Here is a 20776-nt window from a genome sequence, read left to right as displayed (position 1 = left end):
TCGGCTTTTAACCGCCGTTCGCGTATCCTCTTGGCCTGCTTTTAGCGGTGGAAGAACATGAAACGCTACGAACGCTTTGCCGAGGAAATATCCGAACTTATCCGCAGTGGTGTGCTGGCGCCAGGGGAGCGTGTACCCTCAGTTCGCCAGGCCAGCCGCCACTACGCCATTAGCCCATCGACGGTGTTTCAGGCGTACTACCTGATGGAGAAGCAGGGGCTAATCGTGTCGCGGCCACGCTCGGGCTACTTTGTCCGCGAACAGGCGCAGCAGTTTCTCAACGAGCCCGAAATGACCCAAGGCCACCCTGAAACGGCCGACATTGCGGTAAGTGAACTGGTTTTTTCGGTGCTGGGGTCGCTTCAAAATGTCGATACGGTGCCTTTTGGCTCGGCCTTTCCAAGCCCTGAGCTGTTTCCGCTTCCCCGCTTGGCGCGCAGCATGGCCAAAGGGCTACGCGAGCTTTCTCCCAACGCCATCATCACAGATATGACCGCAGGCGATACGGCACTGCGCCGCCAGATCGCTCTGCGTTACCGGTTGGCTGGCGTGCACCTACCGCCCCAGGAACTGGTGATTACCAATGGCGCCATGGAAGCCCTGAACCTGGGATTTCAGTGCGTGACCGAACCTGGTGATCTTGTCGCCATCGAGTCACCGGCCTTTTACGCAAGCCTTCAGGTATTGGAGCGTTTGAAGTTAAGGGCAGTCGAGATTCCTGTTCATCCGCGGGAAGGAATCGACCTGGACAAGCTGGCAGACAGCCTTGCCAAGTACCCGATTAAAGCCTGTTGGCTGATGAGCCATTTGCAAAACCCGCTTGGGGCGAGCTTGAGTACGGCCAAAAAGCAGGCGCTGTATGGGCTGTTGAAGCAGCATCAGGTGCCGCTGATCGAAGATGATGTGTATGCCGAGCTCTATTTTGGCTCCAAGCCCCCCGTACCCGTTAAGCACTTTGATGATGAAGGATTGGTGATTCACTGCGGGTCGTTTTCAAAGTGCCTGGCGCCCGGTTATCGGGTCGGCTGGGTAGCCGGAGGGCGCTACGCCGAAAGCATTTCCCGGCTGAAACTGATGACGACAATTTCACCCTCGGTGCCCGCTCAGGTAGCCATTGCAGATTACCTTCAGCACGGCGGCTACGACCGCCATTTGCGCAAACTGCGCCTGGCACTGGAATTTCAGCAAACCCGTATGCTCTCGGCGGCGGCACGCTACTTTCCCAAGGATACCCGCGCAACACGCCCGGCTGGCGGATACTTTCTGTGGTTTGAATTTCCCAAGCCGGTGGACTCGCTGCGCCTGTTTCAAATAGCCCTGGCGCAAGGGATCAGCATTGCACCTGGGCCTATCTTCTCTGCCACGCAGGGGTATCAAAACTGCGCCCGCTTAAGCTATGGCCACCCATGGACACCGCGCAGCGAAGAGGCCATGGCGTTTTTGGGCGAGCAGCTAAGAGCAATGCTGGCATCTTGTTAAGCGCTGCTTTTCAGGTGTTCATTTTCAGGCGCTCGTTTTAGCGACTTACGCCTTTTGGCTATGCAGATGACGGTTGTCTGCCGATGTTAACCGGGCAAGCTTTCCAATTTGATACAGGTCGTGCAGATACATATCAAGCCGGAAAATGCCGTGAGAGATGGCGATCAACACGAAGGTTAATAGCATCAGCACCGGGGGTTCATTCAGCCAGGTAAAGGCGGCCGATGAAAAGGGGTATAGCAGCGTATAGATGCTCATTCCACCCAGGAACTGCGCCAGCATGCTGTTCACAATCACCAGTGAAATCATCAGCACGCGGGCATCCCATGTTGGCAGCCGGGTTTTACAGAATGACAAATGCCGCACGCGCAATTCGCCGCTGACATCAAGCTGCCCCCTGCGGCGTAGAAGAGGAATGGCATAGGTGCCCGCTTTTTCCTCTGTAAACGCCAGGAGCGCCATATGATGATTCATCTGAGGCCCAAATGTGTGGGCGACCGCTTGGTCAAAATCGGCTGACCCGCCTGTTTGCTTCGCCAACAATGCTTTATGAGAAAGCTCGCTTAAGCGCACTTTATCGCCGCTTGAAAGCTTCAAGTCATTGGCAAAATTAATATTATAGTTAACCTCATACACCTGGTATAAAGCGGCCGTGACACCTATAAAAATCATAAAATAAATGAAAACAGTCAGCATAGTAGCGCGCCTCTTAAACGTTTTATTACCCTAACAGCCTGACGTCTGGTTAACGAATGTCCTGCTCGCCATCTGTGCGTTTTTGAATTCTGCCTTGCACTGCCGTTTCAGTACAGACTCAGAACGTTACGATAAATACATATCAGCTTAAAGGCTGACCCAGTGCAAGCAAACCCGGCTAGCGTAACACCTTCGCCATTTAGCCAGCCTTAACGATTTTGCTATACGTGAGTAGCGTCATACAGCGCATAGCGCATGAAAGCCATCAAAGACTGAGCTAACATAGCGGCCCGCGATCAGAATCGCTTAAAACAATAATGACATTTCAATAAAATCTCGCTCACAAGGAGCCCACCATGCCCCCTCAAGAATCCAGCACGCTGACGGCTTCTCCTCCGGTCACATCCATGTATGCCAAATACCTGGCCGCGCTTGGCCCCGGCTTTTTATTTGCGGGGGCAGCCATTGGCACGTCTCACGTTGTTCAATCAACGCGTGCTGGGGCGGAGTATGGCATCGGCTTACTGGTCTTTATTTTACTTGCCATACTGCTTAAGTATCCGTCTTTTTTCTTCGGGCCATTTTATGTCAGCGTCACAGGCAAGTCGCTGGTTGAGGGCTACCGCCAGACCTTTGGTAAATCCGTGGTGGCGCTGTTTGCGCTGGTCCAAATACCTGTCTCGGCGATTATTATTGCCGCCATTGCGATTACCACGGCAGGTCTTGCCGGCAGTATCGTGCCTATGACGTTAAGCCCGCCAGCCATCGCCGTGATACTGATTGCCCTGTGCTGCGTGCTGACATTTGCAGGCGGTTACAAGCTACTGGATTGGGTCAATAAAGTCTTTATTGTCATCTTAAGCGTCACCACCCTGTTGGCCGCCCTGGTGGCCGTGCCCCTGGTCGACTGGACCTTCTACCCCGCGACAGCCGTCTCTCCGCTTTTTAGCACAGCCACCTTTATTACCCTGGTAGCGGTGCTTGGCTTGATGCCATCTGATATTACGCTCGCGGTGATGAACTCACTGTGGTCAGAGGCGCGTAATAAAAATCAGGGCGTGCGCAGTGGCACTGCCGCCGAAAAAATCGACTTCAATATCGGCTATATCGGCGCGGCCGTTCTGGCGGCCTGTTTTGTCGTAATGGGCGCTGGCGTGATGCACAGCCAAGCAATAACGCCCGCCGATGGCGCCGTCGCTTTTGCAAGCCAAGTGATTGGCCTTTATACCAACACCTTGGGCGAGTGGAGCGGCGTGGTCGTGGGTATTTCCGCGTTTACCGTCATGCTCACCACACTGCTGACCGTGCTGGATGGCTTTCCACGCATGATCACGGCCTCTTACTATACGTTTACACGCCCGGAAGGCGCCACGGAAGAGAGCCGTACGATTGAGGGCAGCCGCGCATTTTTTGTATGCATGGTGGGCTTATCACTACTGGCCGTGGTGATTCTGTATACCTTGATGGGCAGCTTCCGGCTGTTTATGGACTTTGTCATGGTCGTGGCGTTTTTGATAAGCCCGGTGCTGGCTACCCTCAACCACCTGACGGCAAACGGCTCAACCGTGCCGGTGTCCCAGCGCCCTTCACGCCTGATTAATGCCTGGAGCTGGCTAGCAATCGCTACCCTGGCGCTTCTGTCACTGGGCTATATTTATGTTCGCTTTATTCACTAACTCGTAAGTACTCGCTAGTCAGCGCCTCGCGAAGCCGCTTTAGTGCATGGCTGAGCGCTAACTGGCTTAAGTGCAGTTTTTCGGCCGCGCAGGTATTGATAGGCTCGACCCCGCATTTGCACCGTGCACCGGCACACCGGTATGTGGCGGTATGTCGACCGACTTACTGCTAAAAGTTGATATAAAGAACTATCGCCCTTCATGGTCCTCAAGAAGGGCGAATTTTATGGTCTATTTCCAATCCAAGGCTCTTAAAAATTTGTTTCAAAAACATGACGCAAAAGAGATTTTGGTGCACGTTTCAGCGTTTTCCTTCCCGAAAAAAATCCTATCTAAAATCCGCTATTAACAGGCTTTTTAGAAAGCATCTCGCTTGCCAATCTAACTTTCCTTTTTTTACTAAATTAACCTTGTTAAGATGCTTAGAAAACTAATCAAATCGATTAAAATTCGTTAGGGAACGCTGGTTTTGAAAAATTCAACTTCACTTCCATGCCAAGCTTCTTTTGATCTTGCTTTATTGAAACCACTTTTTTAACGCTGGCTTATCTGAACCAGTCAATGAGTGGTTCCTCAAAGTAAGGTATAGGCATGACATCTCTGTTGCTGCATAGCGGTAAGACAGACCAATATCGCGCCCTTGGCGAGACGGGGCAGCCGGTTTTTCACTCTGCGCTTCAATTACGTAAAACTATTGCACGCCGCCTAAAAGGAAAAGAGCGCCACCTTGCTATACCACAACGCGACCAGCAGGGAGAAGGCGTCGATTGGTACAGTGGCATCCCCGGTGACGTAGTGCCTTGGAAGAATGCTACTGAAGGTGAACGAGAGGACGCGCGTATTCAGTTGGAATCTTTTAAAAAAGAGATTCAAGCTGTCGAAATGCCCGGTGACGGCCAGGGCGGTGACCACGAAGTATTCGCACGCTTAGTCAAATGGTCTTGTCACTTCCCAGATGAAAACCATGTTTATTTGGTGGACGGCACTCCGGTACTCACCTTTTGGGGCTTTATACATCCTGAAGCCGACCGGCACGCTAATCCTTTGCAGTGCCTCTATCCCGAGACTGAGCCAGCACAGGCTCCTGCGCCCATATCCCCGCCTCTAGCTCCACTAGCGGCTGCCGTGCCTAGCAATGAGCCCACTGCTGTGAAACCGCGCCCTTGGTGGCGCCGTTTATGGTGGCTATTGCCCTTGGCTTTACTTTTAGGCTTGCTGTTGCTGCTGGGATTGAAACGCTGTTCTACACCGCCGCTAGAACCCAAGGTTGAGCTAAGTCTACCGACGGTCCAAACGCCTTCTTTTGCTGTTCCTCAACTGCCCTCGCAGGGCTTGAATACTTGGCCTTTTAGTATCGGCCCTAAAAATCTTGCGCTGCCAAATGGCGTTTTTGGGTTAAACGCTGGAGCCAGCATGCCAGCCCAGGGAAGCTCAACTGGAACGCCTGCTATAGCGTTATCTGATAACAGCTTGGCAAACACGATGCCATCTCAATCAAATATGGATTTAGCGCTTTCTGAGCCATTGCCACCTGTCAGTGAGCTGCCCGTCAACGCGTTATCACCCAGTGCCACAGAGCCGCCAGCAGGCAGAGCCAATACAGCCCAGAGCCCAACAGCCCTCCCTGAGCCACTAAACCTTCCTGCCAACACGCCAGATGGAACAGCTGCTTTTCTCGACGGTAATTGGCAAGGCGCAGGCGTAATGGATAGCCAGAGTGGTCAGCCTCTTCAAGTACGCTACGCATTCAACCAAGGCGAAGGACAGATGTTTATTCGCCGCGGTGGGCAGGCTGGTGTGATGTGTTCAGGTCCTGTGACTGCCGTGATGCAAAGTGGTGAACTCCAGGTTGAAGCCCAAGAGCGTGCTCGCTGTGAAGACGGCAGTAATTACGAAATGCCGCGCGTAGAGTGCCATCAAAACGAGGGCGAAATGGCCGACTGCGCAGCCAGCTATGACGATGAACCTTTTCCCATGCGGCTTCAGAAAGCCAGCGAATAGGACGGTAAACGGATTATGTTACCTGAGATTATTAATTTCGAAGAGGTGGCAACTCTGGTTAGCCACTCCGGCGTTCAGTTCCTGGACTTTGGTTTAACACTGGAGCCTCGCAAGGAGCCAGCTGGGGAGTTCATGTATCTGGCCACTACGGACAAGATGCTGACTCGCCTGCTGGTTAATGAAGAAGATGGCTCTTTATTTCATGAAGTAGAGCCTGGCGAGTTTGAAATCGTTAAACGCCCTCAATTCGACATGGCGATGTCGACAAGTCTTGAGCAGTTGGATAAAGCCTGGCTCCCGCTCCCCTTTTTCCGTTTTCGGCCGCCAAGCAAGTTTGATGAAGGCCCTGCCAACTGGGCCCGCATGCGCTTGACGGCCTTGGATGAGCCCGATATCGACGGCCATACTCATCGCCTGACGTTAGCCTTTGATACACAAACGCTGCCGCGTCGTGATAACACCGCATACCTTTGCCCAACGACGGATGACGTCAACTCAGGCACCAACTTCCGCCTGGCCACCAGCACGTCGAACATGCGCTGGTTTCTTGACCAATCCTGGGTAAGAGAATGGCTTGAAGAGCTTTTCCGCGAAGCCAATCCCAAGCTTGATAGCCAGGAAATGCGTGACGCTCTTGAAGAGTGCCAGCATTTTGCACATTACCTGAACGTACTTAGCCTGCTGCGCCAGCCTATCGAAGAAGAGCACAGCAAGCAGGGCAAACGCGTTCATATTCCTGACATCAAGGTTATCGCCCAGAAAGAAGGGGTAATTCCCGTCGACCTAGTGCTCGATGTCGGCAACTCGCGTACGTGCGGGATTCTGATAGAAGATCACGGCCAGTCGGGCATGGGGCTGAGACACAACTATGTGCTTGAGCTGCGTGACCTTGTCGATCCTGAGCGGGTTTATAGAGACCCGTTTGATAGTCGTATTGAATTCTCACAGACCTTTTTTGGCAAAGACCACTTATCCGTCAAGAGTGGCCGTCATGACGCTTTCTTATGGCCTACCATCGCCCGGGTTGGCGTGGAAGCAGGACGTTTGGCCGGACGGCGGCGGGGCACCGAAGGCTCCACAGGTCTATCCAGCCCCAAACGTTACCTGTGGGACGATGAGACATATCACCACGGTTGGCGCTTTAACAGTGCGTATGTGCGTACCGACACGGAGCCACATGCCACCGCCGCCCCCTTCTCTCATCTGATTAACGAGCTGGGGGATGCGCTCTACACGCTGGATGAAGAAGATCAGCTACCTGTCTTCAAGCCGCACTACTCGCGCAGCTCGCTGATGACCTTCATGCTGTCAGAAGTGCTGGCACAAGCATTGATGCAGATGAACAGCCCCGCTCAGCGTGCCCGGCAAGGGCATACCAACCGCCCTCGCCAGCTACGCTCTATCACCCTGACAGTGCCTCCAGCGCTGCCACAGGCAGAACGCAGCCTGCTGGTATCACGGCTTGAGCAAGCGGTTGCCCTGATCTGGAAAAGCCTGGGCTGGGATCACGGTGAAGAAGAGAGTAATCCGTTTGAAGCAGAAGCTGACGGCACCTTACGCGTCCCGATGCCGAGCTTGCGTGTAGAGTGGGACGAAGCCTCCTGCGGCCAGTTGGTTTACCTCTATACGGAAATCAAGGAGAACTTTGCCGGGCATCCAGAAGAGTTCTTCGCAACGCTTGCACGCCCTGATAAACCCCATCGTGAGCAGGTCAGCCTTGCCACTATTGATATTGGTGGCGGCACCACGGACCTGGTCATTACCGACTACCATCTTGACCGCAGTGGATCAACGAGCGGAGGCAGTAATGTCTCCGTCGTACCACAGCAGCGCTTTCGTGACGGTTTCCGCGTCGCCGGAGATGACATCCTGCTTGATGTCATTCAGCTGTTCGTACTTCCCAGTTTTGAGGCCGCGCTCAAGCAGGCAGGAGTAGCATCGCCTGACTCGATGATGTCGCAACTATGCGGGCAGGACAACGCTAATGCCCAGAATCAGGTTCTACGCCAACAGCTTAACCTGCAGGTTTTCACCCCGCTCGGCCTAGCGCTACTTGAGGCCTATGAAAGCTTTAACCCCGAGCAGCCTTGTGGCTCAGAGACACTCACCTACGGTGAACGCTTAGGCGAGCACAAGGTAAGCACATCGGTGCACCGTTATGTCGAAACGGCACTAAGGCACGAGCTGGGCATGGACCTTACGTTTGATTTGATGAGCATTCCGCTTACGTTCAACTTGCTGGACGTTCATCGTGCCTTTTTGCAAGATCGCTTCAACATCTGCAAAACCCTGGCATCGCTGTGTGAAGTGGTTTTCCAATATCAGTGCGACATGCTCTTGATTACCGGCCGCCCATCACGTTTACCGGGTGTCCAAGCCTATTTGCGCAAAATGCTGCCACTACCACCGGGGCGCATCCTGCCACTGCAGGGTTACCGCACAGGCAGTTGGTACCCCTTCCATCGCAACGGCCGTATAGACGATCCTAAAACCACGGCTTCCGTAGGCGCGATGTTGTGCTCACTGTGCACCCGCCATGATCTGTCCAACTTCTTTTTCGATGCTGCGAAGCTGAAACCCTATTCAACGATTCGTCATATTGGTTTGATTGATAACAATAATACGATCCCTGATGCCGATATCACCTATCGCGATATAACAACCTCCGAAGACGGCACCATGATTCATCTGCAAGAAGATGAAACAGGGGAAACGCCCGCAATCGAAATGCGCGGTGCACTTCGAATCGGCTTTCGCCAGCTAGCCGCTCAGCGTTGGTCAGCGTCTCCGCTCTATACGCTGACGTTTACCCCGACCGGGACGGAGAAGTTCGAAAAAGCCAAAGCCAATACGGGCCACGCTTTCATATTGAAGGTACGTTTAGCGGTGGATGAACGGGCCAGCAAAGGCAGCCTGATCAGTGATCGCCTGAAGATCGCCAGCGTTGAAACGAGCGGTGAAGGCAGCTTTAGCTCACGTGACCTGAAGCTGCAGCTCAATACACTTAATGATGCCGGACTGGGCGATACCAACTACTGGCTGGACAGCGGGAGCGTAAAACGCACATGAACCAGTTGACACCCGAACAGTTGTCACCAGGACAGCTGACGCCAGAACAGAAACAGCTCAGCGAAGGCTGGAAGTCCTTTTATCAGGGCGCAGGTGAAGCCCTGGAGTGGATTGACTCAGTGCGCCAAAGCGCCCCTAGCCTCGACAGTGAAGCAGACACGCTGGGGCTTGCCCTTTATCGATCCCGTAACCTTGCGAAAAGCTTATCGCATGCCGCCACGACACCAATGACCGTCGGCTTTTTTGGGCTCTCTCAAGCGGGTAAGTCGTATCTTATATCCGCACTGGCGGCTGGCGAAAACGGCAAATTGGAAACGCGTTATGGCTCGGCTCGTTTAGACTTTATCGAACACATCAACCCTGTCGGTGGTGGTAAGGAAGCGACCGGCCTGGTCACACGATTTAGCCGCACGGCAAGCTCCGGCCCCAGCGAATTCCCGGTTGAACTCAAGCTGTTCAGCGAAGTGGAAGTAGCGAAAGTATTGGCGAATGCCTGGTTCAACGACTTCGACCACGAACGCGAAGACGTTTACGAAATTGATGAAAGCAAAGTCGCGCGCCTGCTGTCGCTTTACGCTGCTGAATCTGATGAAAAGCGCCAATCAGGGATAACGCCGAAAGGTGTAACGCCCGAAAATGTGGTAGAGCTTTGGGACTACCTACAGGCGAGCTTTCCTAAATCCGTCAGCAAACTCAACGCCCGCTACTGGCCGCAGGTAGTCAAGCTTGCCCCGCAACTTACCAGCCACCAACGGGCTGAGCTGTTCTCCATTTTATGGGGCGAACAACCCGAACTTACCCACCTTTATCGCCAACTCGCCCAGACCCTGGATGCCTTGGGCCACGCCGCTCGCGTTTATGCCCCGCTTCGCTGCCTGGTAGTGAGCGATGGAGACGGCTTTAGTCAGCGCGACAGCATCATGAACGTCGACATACTGGAGCGCCTGGGTACCGCAAAGGATTATACGCTTGAGGTTTGCCCCTCAATTGGCGATACCCTGGCCGCGCCGGTTAGTTTATCGGTTGCCCAACTCGCAGCACTCACGGCGGAACTGACCTTTCCTCTGATCGAGCCTACCCGTGACCCGCGGGTAGAGCAGGTGGACCTGCTGGACTTCCCCGGTTATCGCGGCCGTTTAAGCCTACGTAATATTGGTGAATCAGGAAGCCAGGAAGGCCTTTCTCAACTCTTGCTGCGTGGCAAGGTGGCCTACCTGTTCGAGCGCTACACGGACAGCCAGGAAATGAACGGCTTGGTGGTCTGTACAAGTTCAGACAAGCAGAGCGATGTGACAAGCGTTGGCCCGGTCTTAACCCGCTGGATCGAAAAAACCCAAGGCGAAACAGCCGCCGAACGCGGCCAGCGCGATCCTGGGCTGATCTGGGCGCTCACCATGTTCGATAAGCGTATTTCCGGCGCGTTGCAACAAACCGAAAGCCAGTTGCGTGAAGGCTGGGAAGGTCTGATCAAAATGACCATGCTGGAGCGTTTCGGAAGCTTTGAGTGGATGCAGGAGTGGTCACCCGGCCAAGCGTTTAATAATACTTTCTTGGTGCGCAAACCGCGTTTGCCTGTGCCGTTCCTGGTAAGTGAAGAAGGCCGGGAAGTTGCCATAAACGAAGCAACACAAGCAGCCTTGGCAAGCATGCAAAATACCTTCATTGAAAGCCCGACGGTACAGCAGCACGTTCAGCAACCCGCCGATGCCTGGCAAGCAATGCTGACGCTAGATGATGGTGGCATGGCCCACGTTGGCGACTACCTGGGCCGCATTGCAGGCTTGGAGTACAAATTAGGCCGGATCGAAAGCCAGCTCAAGGAAACATATCGTACGCTGGTCACGGATCGTCTTGCTACTTGGCACTTCAATGACGCCGATGGTGAAGTAGAGCAGAAGCGCGCCATTGCAGGCCGTTTCTGGAAAGAGCTTCAGGTGCGCTGGCAATCAATGGGAGAGCTGCAATATCACCTGGAACTGCCCGACGAAACCGTTCGCGACCTCTACCTCAGTGACAGCGAAGACAGCCTGTCATCATCCACAGAAGATGACGACGACGCTAGCGTCGACAATGGTGGGCTATATGGCAGCAGTAGTGCTGGCCTGGAAGCTGACTTTGGAGCGCTTCCTTTTGGCGACAGTCCTGGCGAACCAACCGATATACCCGCCCAGGCACCAAGAGCGCCCGTGCTGCAAAGTGCTGATCACCGCTTTGCCAAGGCCGTCTATCACGCCTGGGTAGGTCACTTGCGTGAGTTTCCCCAGCGCCAAGGGCTGTTACGCATGCTGGGGCTGGATCGTGATTTGATGAAGCTATTGGCCGATGAACTGATTACAGGTGCCAGCCGGTCAAAGGTACAAGAGAAACTGCAAGAAGCCCTGCTGCAACGCATTCAAAGCGGCGCCCGCCGGGATCGGCTCGTGTCACGGCAAGTATTGACGGCCCAGCTCGTGCTGCGTGATTTCATTGCCTGGCTCGGTTTTCACTACCTTCCTGTGGATCAGCGGCCTGCAAGCCTTGTGGGTAGAAAAGGTCCCCTATTTGGCTATCAGCGTGACCACCTACCCAACGGCGAATTACCGCAACTACCTGACCAGCCCGTCAATCAAGCGCAGGTGTATTTTGGCAACTGGCTATCCGGACTTTATCTCATGACTCAAGAAAATGCCGGGCATAGCGGCGGTCGCGAAATCACCATTGAGCAGAATGAGCGCCTCGGTGAGGTACTTGCGTTATTCACTACCAAGGAGAAGGCGTATGCGTAAAGTTGAGCTTCGCCCCCTGTCTGATCTTAAACCCGGTTATGCCCAGCTAGTAATGATCGGTGGCACTCCTCCGAGCGAAGGTCTGTCGGTAGACATTCAGCGCAACCAGGATGAACACTTTTTACAAGCCGATGGAAAGTGGGGAAGCCACTCTTTTAAATTCACGCTGCCAACGCTGCAAACCAATGCGGACGGCCACTCGACGGCTGTGGTCGATGAGCAGATCGTTGACCCACTAATCGAAAATCCGCATGCCACCAATATGGTTCGGTTTTACGCTGCTGATGGCACGGAGTTGGGGCGCGCACGTTTAAAGCTAGCCCGTGACCTGATGCCATCCGGCGCCAGTGGCAGTACGCCCTCATTAGCCGCAGGAGCGGCCCTACATTCACCGGCGGCGCCAGAACCCGAACCAGAGCCTGACCCCATACCGGTTGAGCCATCACCCGCCGAGGTTACAACGCCAGCGCCAGAAGCGCCCCAGACAGCAAAAAAGGGCAATAAGCGATGGCTTTGGATAGTACTGGCTATTGTGCTTTTGGCACTTCTTGCAGCCGCCGCCTGGTTCGGCCTAGCGATGCGCAATGCGCCTTCAGACGCTGCCAGCGAAGCAGAGCAGGAGGAAAGTCAGCCTGAACAGCCGTTGGAAGAAGAGCCTGCTGCCCCAGAACCTGAACCTGAACCTGAATCTGAACCTGAAGCTGAAATAGCTCCGGTCGGTGAAGAGGGCCCGGCAGAAGGGATTGCCGCTCCCTGCTCTCTTCAGCGTATGACCGAACAGGGCGAACTTGAGTTTATTCAGAGCTGCACCTCTGCTGGGATTGATTCTGACGTCATGCTGAGCGTGATTGACGACGCGCTAGCGAATGAGCGTTGCGGCATAGCACGTCGTCTTTACGCCCATGAGGCGCTTAATGGCGATATTGACGCCGCGCTTGGCTATGCCCGCCAATTTGATCCTGAACAGCATGCATCCAGTACCTGCTTCCCAGAAGCGGATGCTGAAACCGCTATCTTCTGGTACGAGACCGCCCAAGGCATTGACGCCACAAATCCAGAAGCTAATCAGCGACTTGAGGAACTTCAGCCATGACACTGCACAGGATACTGCTGAGCCTGACGGTAGGCATGTTGGCAGCTACTCAAGCGCTCGCTGACGACCGACCTTTATTACAAGAAGGAAAGGAAACACTTTACCAACGCGTTTTGACAACGCCAGGCTGTCACCTCGTGCAAGATGCAGGCGGTGCAGGGGGCGAGCTCCAACCTGCCTTTAGCCGTTTTTATGTGTATCAGTTGAGCGAGAAGAGTGGCGAAAACTGGCTAAAGGTGGGCCCCGATAGTTATGGCAGCGCCATTGGCTGGCTGCCTGAATCCTGTACGGTCGATTGGAAAATGCAGCTCACACTGTCATTTACCAATCCTGCTAATCGTGAACGTCTGATGTTCTTTAAAGAACGTGACGGACTGATGCAAATTTTTGACGACTTTGAGCCTTCCGGAAAAGTAGCTCCCTTACGTGCTCAGCTACGCCGTGATGGTGAGGCTTCGGGGATCGTCGCCCAAGAGCCTGAGTACTTTGTCGATCTTCAAGAACAGTTTTATTTACTGCCTATTCTTGAAGGCGAAGAGATCATGACTGAGGCTGGCTTTATGACACGCTTGCTGCGTGTTGCTTCTGTCAGTGAGGCGGCTGAAGAAGGCCAGCAGGATGATACCCAGAAGGATCCTTCAGCGCAGTTACGTGAGTTTAATGCCGGTGTTGTATTTGTCATTGACTCCACCTCTTCCATGGGACCCTACATTGAGCGTACCCGTGAAGCCGTTGAGCGTATATACCAGAGGATTGAGGACCAACAGCTCACAGACCAGGTAAAATTTGGCCTGGTTTCCTATCGCGACAGCGTAGACGCAGCACCCGGCATTGAGTATGTCACCCGTATGTTCGCTAATCCTGCTGATATTGAAAGCGGCAACGATTTTATGGCCCGGGTGGCAAGCCTCAGCGAAGCCCAGGTTTCTACCGTTGGCTGGGAGGAAGATGCTTATGCGGGCATCATGCAGGCAGTCGAAGAGATTGAGTGGAGTAATTTTGGCGCGCGCTACATTGTTTTAATCACTGACGCCAGTGCAATTGACAGTGATAGCGAGCGCTCGTCGACAGGGTTTAGTGCAGACCAGGTTCGTCTGGAAGCCGCCCGTCAAGGTATTGCAGTCTATACCTTGCATTTAAAAACCCCTGGCGGCGAGAGCAACGGGGACCATGCTAAAGCTGAAGCACAATACAGCAACCTCTCTACGTTCGCAGGCACGGGCACCTCACTCTATTACCCTGTTAATACAGGCGATGTAACACTTTTTGGACAGCGTGTTGATGCTTTAGCCTCCGCGATTACGGACCAGGTTCAAGCGGCATATTTAGGCGATGAGGCCATCGGTAGCGCTTTAAACGCCGAGCCCACTGAAGACCCAAGTGAGCAACGTTTGATGGATGATATGCAGGTCATTGGCCATGCAATGCGCCTTGCTTACCTTGGCCAAGTAACGGGAAGCCAAGCTCCACCCGTATTTGAAGCATGGATTAGCGACCGAGATCTCATTGCTCAACATGTGCCAACCATCGACGTGCGCGTACTGCTTACCAAAGGGCAGCTTAGCGATTTGAGTGACGTGGTCAGTGAAATTCTTAACGCAGCAAATGCTGGGCTTATTTCGCCGACCGACATGTTTGATCGGCTCCGCTCTGTGGCTGCAGCAATGGGTGCGGATCCTAATCAAGTACAGCAAAGCGAAGGGCAGCACTTAAGCGAATTAGGACTTATGGGCGAGTACCTTGACGACCTCCCCTATCAAAGCGAAGTGCTTAATCTTGATGAAGAAACCTGGCTGAGTTGGGATGGTTTGCAGCAAGAACGCTTTATCAGACGCCTCGCCACTAAACTACGTCATTACCAGCGCTATAACGAAGACGTTGATAGGTGGGTATCTCTCGCTGAAGGCGCCGACCCTAGAGATGATGTCTATCCGATTCCACTAGAAATGATGCCTTAAGCCTGTGCTGAATCTAAAGGAATTACGTGTGGCACGTGGTGAGGGCGATGAGCGTCACGAAGTCTATTTGCCAGAACTTGCTCTCATCTCGGGACAAGTAGCGGCAATTGTCGGCCCTAGCGGCTGTGGTAAAAGCACCCTGCTAGAAGCAATAGGGCTTTTGCTCGCTCCCAGCACGCTGCAAAGCTATTCGCTTGGGAAGGCAAAGACCGACGTGGCCGCCTTGCTGCATAACAGGAACGAAAACACCCTGGCCAGCATTCGCTCGAAAGACATTGGCTTCTTACTACAGAACGGTGGGCTGCTGCCGTACTTGAGCGTACGCGACAATATTACGCTCCCCCGGCGCTTATTGGGCCTACCCGCTAGTAGTGAACGCATTCAGCATGCCTGTGCCAAGCTGCGCCTGGACGCTCTGTTGGATAAACGCCCTAGTGCGCTTTCCATTGGAGAGCGCCAGCGCACTGCTTTCGTGCGAGCGATGGCACATGAGCCGCAGGTATTACTGGCCGATGAACCCACGGCAGCTCTTGATCCATACGCAGGGGCTCAGCTTTTTGACCTTATGGTATCGCTTGTGAAAGAGCTCGATATGGCTGCACTCGTGGTCTCCCATGACTACACGCTGGTTGATCAGTTCAAACTGCCAAGACTGGCAGCCTCCTTAACGCCAGAGGGGTGTTGTTTTGCCTTCGCGCAGTAACCGATTTTTTCTCATTACTCGTTTAGCGTTGCAGGATCTTTGGCATGATCGCCAAGTATCGTTATGTATCGCGGCCGCTTTAGTAGCAGTGATTGCGCCGCTGTTGCTGCTTTTCGGACTCAAACATGGCGTTGTTAGCCAGCTTCAAAGCGAGCTACTTGATGACCCACGAAACCTCGAAGTGCGCATGCTGACAAGCGGTAGTTATGACGATCACTGGATGACGAAACTGCGCGAACATCCCGAGGTAGGGTTCGCTATTGGGCAAACACGCTCACTGAATACTCAAGCCAATTTGCTGAAGGATCGTCAGCACTTCCTGGAGGGCATCGAATTGATTCCTTCGGCACCTGGCGACCCGTTGCTAAACACCCTGGATCGCTACCCTGAAGGGGCACGCATCATCTTAAGTGAGTCAGCGGCCAGGCGCCTTGACGTCATCGAGGGCGAATCTCTTACTTTAGCGGTTAACAGAAGGCTTGATGAACAGCTTGAGCGTGGTCACCTGAACGTAGAAATTGCGGGTGTACTAGAGCCTGCCCGCTTTTCGCGTCCGGCTGCTTTTGTGGATCTTTCACTGCTTATTGAGTTGGAACACTTTCGAGACGGTCAAGCAAGTCCCCTTTTAGGCATAAATAATGGCTTAGCGCGAGATGATTACCCATTGAGATACGCCCGGGCGCGTGTTTACGCCAAGGATGGCGATTCAGTACAGGGATTAGTGGAGTGGTTGGAGAACCAGCGTATTGATACTGCAAGCCAGCTTGCTGATATTGAAAATGTACGCACCATCAATAGAGTTCTAGAACTCGTTTTCGGTGTTATTGCCGTAACAGCGATTATTGGATGCATGGCCTCCATGAGTGGTGCTTTTTTAGCCAACATTGATCGAAAACGCCGTGAGTATGCTGTTTTACGCTTGCTTGGTTTTCAACGCCCGGCTATCGCCACCTATATAGCCGCTCAAGTGAGCGTGTTAACGCTAATCGCTTTTGTGGCAGGGCTGGGCCTATTTGCGCTGGGTTCCGTCGTTTTTAACCGTGCCCTCGCCACGAGCCATTTAGCCTCAGGCGTTGTGAGCCATATTACCCCCCTCCATGCCGTGATCGCTTTAATACTCGCTTTTTCGGTAGGGCTATTGGTCGTCATGGTCGGCGTGATACGTGCCTACGGAATTCAACCAGCGGAGAGTCTACGTGAAGCTTGAACGTTGCCTTATCTTATTATTGTCCGGACTTAGCGTTTCCAGTATTGCCCAAGCGGAGCAATGGCCTGAAAGACTCTACAACCCAGCCCCTTCGAGTGGGGATGTGGTGCTTCCAATGCCGTGCGGTGGTGCAATGACGTTTCGCCAGGTACATGTGCCCGTCAGCAAACCACTCGATGACTTTCCCGTTCAAGTAGGGCAAGACGGCACAGGATGGGGTTACGTGGAGCAAAGCCGTCCAGCACATATTTCGGGTAGCTTTATAGACGACCAAGGAGCTACCTCCCGGTACTACCTAATGGCCAAGTACGAGCTAACCGAACTACAGTACGAAGCCCTAATGGAAAACACATGCCCAGGCCTCTCTAATCGTAAGCGTCTTCCCAAAGTAGGCATTAGTTGGTTTGATGCCATGCAGGTTGGCGATACTTACAACCTGTGGCTGCGTGACAATGCGGTGGATGCACTTCCTCAGGAAGACAGTGCGTTAGGTTTCGTGCGTTTACCCACAGAAACTGAATGGGAGTTCGCTGCACGTGGCGGTCTTGAAGTAAGTACGGCGGAGTATCGTGATTCTCGTTATCTCATGCCAGAAGGAATTAATGCTTACGAATGGTTTTCAGGCGCTCAGTCTTCCAATGGACGACTCCAGCTAACAGGCCTATTGGCCCCTAATCCATTAGGCCTACATGACATACTGGGTAACGCCAGTGAAATGATGTTTGAACCCTTCCGACTTAACAAGCTTGACCGCCAGCATGGCCAAGCAGGTGGCGTTATCGTGCGCGGTGGCAATTATTTAAGCCCTCGTGAAGACATTCGCACGGCCTTACGTAGTGAAGAGCCGTACTATGATGGTGAAGGCCAATCCCGCGGCCGTGCTACCGGCATGCGCCTGGCTGTCGTAGCACCGACACTTACCTCCCGAGAGCGTATCGCAGAGATCGAAGAGCAGTGGGCAGCGCTTGGACTGGGAGAGGAAGAAGATGGCACGCCGGATACGGCAGTCCAGTTGGCCGCCCTGGCCTCTGGCGTACAAGATGATGCTTTACAAGAAGAACTTCAGTCACTAGAGCGCCAGTTGCGTGCCAGCAACCAACGTCGTGAAGAAGCACGCAACCAGGCAATTCGTGCCAGCCTCAACTTGGGTGCTTTTCTATGCACCAAGTTAGAAGACGATGGCATTTTTTATGATTTTCTGGCGGATAACTATCGGGTTAACTGTGAAAACGACAACCCTGATGCCAGTTGCGGAATGCGGCAAACCCGCCTGGAGGATCAAGAACAGCGCCTTCAAGGTCTTAGCCGTTATTACGCAAGCAGTTTGGTGGAATCCGCCACTCTATATAGTTCCGATTCTCTAGCAGAACAAGTGCAAGTATTTAGCGAAATTCTCTCCCTTAACGCTCAGTTAAGCGAGCTTGAACCCTATCTTCAAACTTACTGGGGGCATCAGCAACAGTTTTTAAACAATCAGAGCATTACCGCCGGGGCTTGGCTTGAGAACTGTAAAGCCATGGCAAAATAATAACCACTATTAAACAACGCAAGGGAACAACACATGTCGCTCTACACCACTTATTTTAAGAAGCTGCTCGTTGGCTCAGCAATAGCAAGCACACTTGCTCTATCTGGTTGCGCCAGCACCGGTAGTAGCTTATTCAACAGTTCTGACAACCAATCAGCAGATCCACGCTTAACGCAAGGCAACGATGCTCAGTTTTTCAATAAATCTGGTTTTCAAGCCTGCGCAGCAGGTGCAGCTGTTGGCGTTATAGGATGTATGCTCAGTGGCTCTAGCAACCAAGCTCAGTGTGCCATTATTGCAGGCATCAGTGCCTGTGGCGTCGCCATGGGTGCTAACTACTATTTAGACCAGCGGCGTAATGAATATGCTTCATCAGCAGAGCGCTTACAGATGATGAGCAAAGATATTCAGCAAGATACTCAGAAAGTTATCGCCCGCACAGAAACGGCCCGTCAAGTTATGGCCGAAGACCGCCAACGTATCGAACGATTAGAGCAGGAAATGGCTGAGCAACGTATAAACCAGGAAATGGCTCAAAACGATTTAGCCGGTATCGACAGTAATATCGAGATCCTACGACGCGATATTCGAAACATGCAAAAAACAGTGACCGAATATGAAGAAGTGGCCCAGTTAGAGCGTCAAGAAGCAAGCTCTTCTGAAATTCAGCAGGTTGAGCAAGACATTGCCGTAATGAATCAGCAGGTACTAGCGCTGCAACAAGAAGTCGATGATCTCTACAGCATGCGTTCTGCGATCACTCTGGGGTAAGAAGACACTATGATGAAGTTTCAACTTATGGCTGTCGCTTGCGGCCTGATACTACTTAATGGCTGTGCCACTTCTCCGCAAGCTTGTGACCCCAGCCAAGAAGCCAGTCTTCTCACCAAGCTATCTTGTGATGCTGGCGGCGGCTATCGGTCACGTATCGATGCTGGCGAGCAGCAAGTGCAGCTTGATAAAGAAGAAAATGCACTGTTTCGTGATATCCAGCGGCAAATTGCAGAGCAGCAACGTGCTACACGAGATGAGCTACGCGTGACTAATCAGCAACAATATGAACTTGAGCGTACGATTGAACACTTAATGGTGCGCTTACAGAGCCGCTCTCAAGATCAGTTAGGGCTACAGCATCAACTGAACGCGTTAGCGCAGCAGAATAACGCGGACTTAGCAACGTCTGGTGCAGAAGAGGAGAGTTTCGCTGAACGACAAGCACGGCTTAAAGCTTTGCAAGAGCAAGTAGACAGACTTCAACAAAGCCTGGGCTATGCACCGTGATGATTCAAAAGATAGCGGCCTCCTCGCTGGAGGGCCTCCATGCAGCGTATTCTGCGTGAGGAAGGGCTTGCTTTGGCAGACCCTCTGCAACCACAGCGGTTGCAGAGGCTCGTCCATCGCTACAGCCCTCCTAGCATAGGCAACTTATTTGCCACGCCTCGCCCGGGAAATTCCGATAGTCTGGAGTGGTGGACGGAGTTACCGGGACAATCCCATCACTTTAAAGAGCTTCCACTCAGTGACCAGCAGAAGCTGAAAGAGCGTCTTGATCAACGCTTATTGGCTTTAAGCAACCTGATCACTGAACTGGAAAAACGAGACAACGCAGCTGCGAGTGAGTTAAGGCAGTTGCCCTCGGGGCCCAGCACCGAAAATCTGTACTCAGTAAATGGCGAACCGCTTTTAGTTCACTGGGTACCCGTGCAGTCGATGGCAGGTCCTGTTACGTCCTCAACGCCAATCAATCAACCTGTAATGGCACGACCAGCAGATCCTCCAAGGCGGCGCTATCACTTGCTATTACCGTTATTACTCTTACCGCTTATGGTTGGGCTAATACTGCTTGGCTTGTGGCTTGCCTTTAATCGATGGGGACCGTTTTCTCTTCCTTGGCAACCAAGCGAAGACGAAACAATCCCTCTTGTCTGCTATAGCGACAACACCCCCCCACCAGAATTCGTAGCTATCTTTGATACTTCCGGTTCCATGAACCTGAATATTCAAACGTCCAGGGAAGATGAATTGTGGTTTTTCAACATGCCCGATGCCCTGCGTGAGTTTCAGATCAATGATCCACGTATGCAGCAAATAATTGCCAGTCCCTCACGTCTCACTGTCGCTCAAGGAGCCTTCACCGACTTAGTGCAGGCGATTGACCCCAGTGTCGATATTGGACTGATCACCTATCAAGGGTGTGACGCTACGGTTATGCAAGGCATGTTCTCTGCAGAGCAACGCCCACAGCTCATAAAGGGTGTTAATCGATTGCTGGCTAATGACGGTACACCACTAGGAGCAAGCTTATTACAGGCCGCCAATATCGTTGATGGCAAAGAGCGTGATGCGGTTATTTTAGCGTTTGTTGATGGCGATGATGGCTGTGGTCAGGACCAATGCGCTATTGCTCAAGAAATTGCCCGCCAACAGCCCAGGCTCAAAATTAACGTTGTGGATATTTCGAACAGCGGATTATCAAACTGCATCGCCGAACAAACAGGTGGGCGCGTGTTCGGATCTCAAGATGCTGAAATGATTAGTACAATGCTATTAGATGCGGGAAGAGAAGCACTTGGTGAGGAGTACTGCACCCCCTAAGTCTAA

Annotated in this window: 14 protein-coding genes and 1 pseudogene; 14 read left to right on the top strand and 1 reads right to left on the bottom strand. The window is 52.9% G+C overall.

Annotation, left to right across the window (positions count from 1 at the left end; translation table 11 throughout):
* Positions 1–57 precede the first annotated feature (57 nt).
* A complete protein-coding gene (gene mapR, locus INT20_RS06690) occupies positions 58–1479 on the top strand; it encodes a GntR family transcriptional regulator MpaR (protein ID WP_087110820.1) in 1422 nt (473 codons plus the stop codon).
* A 45-nt stretch (positions 1480–1524) separates the two neighbouring features.
* Here mapR and INT20_RS06685 read toward each other — a convergent pair whose 3' ends face one another.
* The gene (locus INT20_RS06685) at positions 1525–2175 is read right to left on the bottom strand and encodes a hypothetical protein (RefSeq protein WP_192528414.1); all 651 of its coding nucleotides are present in this window, start codon (positions 2173–2175) and stop codon (positions 1525–1527) included.
* Positions 2176–2531: 356 nt separating this feature from the next.
* On the opposite strand from INT20_RS06685, the gene INT20_RS06680 reads away from it, so the two are divergent.
* The 13 genes and pseudogenes from INT20_RS06680 (at position 2532) to INT20_RS06620 (ending at position 20770) form a co-directional block, all read left to right on the top strand.
* A complete protein-coding gene (locus tag INT20_RS06680) occupies positions 2532–3851 on the top strand; it encodes an NRAMP family divalent metal transporter (protein ID WP_192528415.1) in 1320 nt (439 codons plus the stop codon).
* Positions 3852–3945: 94 nt separating this feature from the next.
* Positions 3946–4029, top strand: a pseudogene (locus INT20_RS06675) (arginase family protein); the annotation flags it as partial.
* 413 nt (positions 4030–4442) lie between these two features.
* Positions 4443–5852 (top strand): SrfA family protein, encoded by a 1410-nt coding sequence (locus INT20_RS06670; RefSeq protein ID WP_192528416.1) that lies wholly within the window; start codon positions 4443–4445, stop codon positions 5850–5852.
* Between the two features lie 15 nt (positions 5853–5867).
* Complete coding sequence (locus INT20_RS06665; RefSeq protein WP_192528417.1) at positions 5868–8921, top strand: virulence factor SrfB; 3054 nt, start codon at positions 5868–5870, stop codon at positions 8919–8921.
* A complete protein-coding gene (locus INT20_RS06660) occupies positions 8918–11686 on the top strand; it encodes a putative virulence factor (protein ID WP_192528418.1) in 2769 nt (922 codons plus the stop codon). The genes INT20_RS06665 and INT20_RS06660 overlap by 4 nt, the downstream gene beginning before the upstream one ends.
* Positions 11679–12779 carry a hypothetical protein gene (locus tag INT20_RS06655; protein ID WP_192528419.1) on the top strand — a complete coding sequence of 367 codons (1101 nt, stop codon included), beginning with the start codon at positions 11679–11681 and terminating at the stop codon, positions 12777–12779. Before INT20_RS06660 ends, INT20_RS06655 begins: the two co-directional genes overlap by 8 nt.
* Positions 12776–14737 carry a vWA domain-containing protein gene (locus INT20_RS06650; RefSeq protein WP_192528420.1) on the top strand — a complete coding sequence of 654 codons (1962 nt, stop codon included), beginning with the start codon at positions 12776–12778 and terminating at the stop codon, positions 14735–14737. Before INT20_RS06655 ends, INT20_RS06650 begins: the two co-directional genes overlap by 4 nt.
* Before the next feature lie 28 nt (positions 14738–14765).
* Positions 14766–15440: an ABC transporter ATP-binding protein gene (locus INT20_RS06645; RefSeq protein WP_287076923.1), complete on the top strand. Its 675-nt coding sequence runs from the start codon at positions 14766–14768 to the stop codon at positions 15438–15440.
* The gene (locus INT20_RS06640; protein ID WP_225733911.1) at positions 15424–16647 is read left to right on the top strand and encodes an ABC transporter permease; all 1224 of its coding nucleotides are present in this window, start codon (positions 15424–15426) and stop codon (positions 16645–16647) included. Before INT20_RS06645 ends, INT20_RS06640 begins: the two co-directional genes overlap by 17 nt.
* Positions 16637–18175, top strand: a complete 1539-nt coding sequence (locus INT20_RS06635; RefSeq protein ID WP_319643847.1) for an SUMF1/EgtB/PvdO family nonheme iron enzyme — start codon at positions 16637–16639, stop codon at positions 18173–18175. Before INT20_RS06640 ends, INT20_RS06635 begins: the two co-directional genes overlap by 11 nt.
* Positions 18176–18208: 33 nt before the next feature.
* Positions 18209–18946 carry a coiled-coil domain-containing protein gene (locus INT20_RS06630; RefSeq protein WP_192528422.1) on the top strand — a complete coding sequence of 246 codons (738 nt, stop codon included), beginning with the start codon at positions 18209–18211 and terminating at the stop codon, positions 18944–18946.
* A gap of 9 nt (positions 18947–18955) precedes the next feature.
* A complete protein-coding gene (locus tag INT20_RS06625; protein ID WP_225733913.1) occupies positions 18956–19456 on the top strand; it encodes a hypothetical protein in 501 nt (166 codons plus the stop codon).
* Between the two features lie 39 nt (positions 19457–19495).
* On the top strand, positions 19496–20770 hold the full coding sequence (locus INT20_RS06620) for a vWA domain-containing protein (protein ID WP_192528423.1): 1275 nt from the start codon (positions 19496–19498) through the stop codon (positions 20768–20770).
* Positions 20771–20776: the final 6 nt, after the last annotated feature.

This window comes from Halomonas citrativorans (assembly GCF_014898005.1).
Classification (GTDB): domain Bacteria; phylum Pseudomonadota; class Gammaproteobacteria; order Pseudomonadales; family Halomonadaceae; genus Vreelandella; species Vreelandella citrativorans.
The sequence above is the reverse complement of the archived record's forward strand: the minus strand, read 5'-3'. Positions and strand labels throughout refer to the sequence as shown.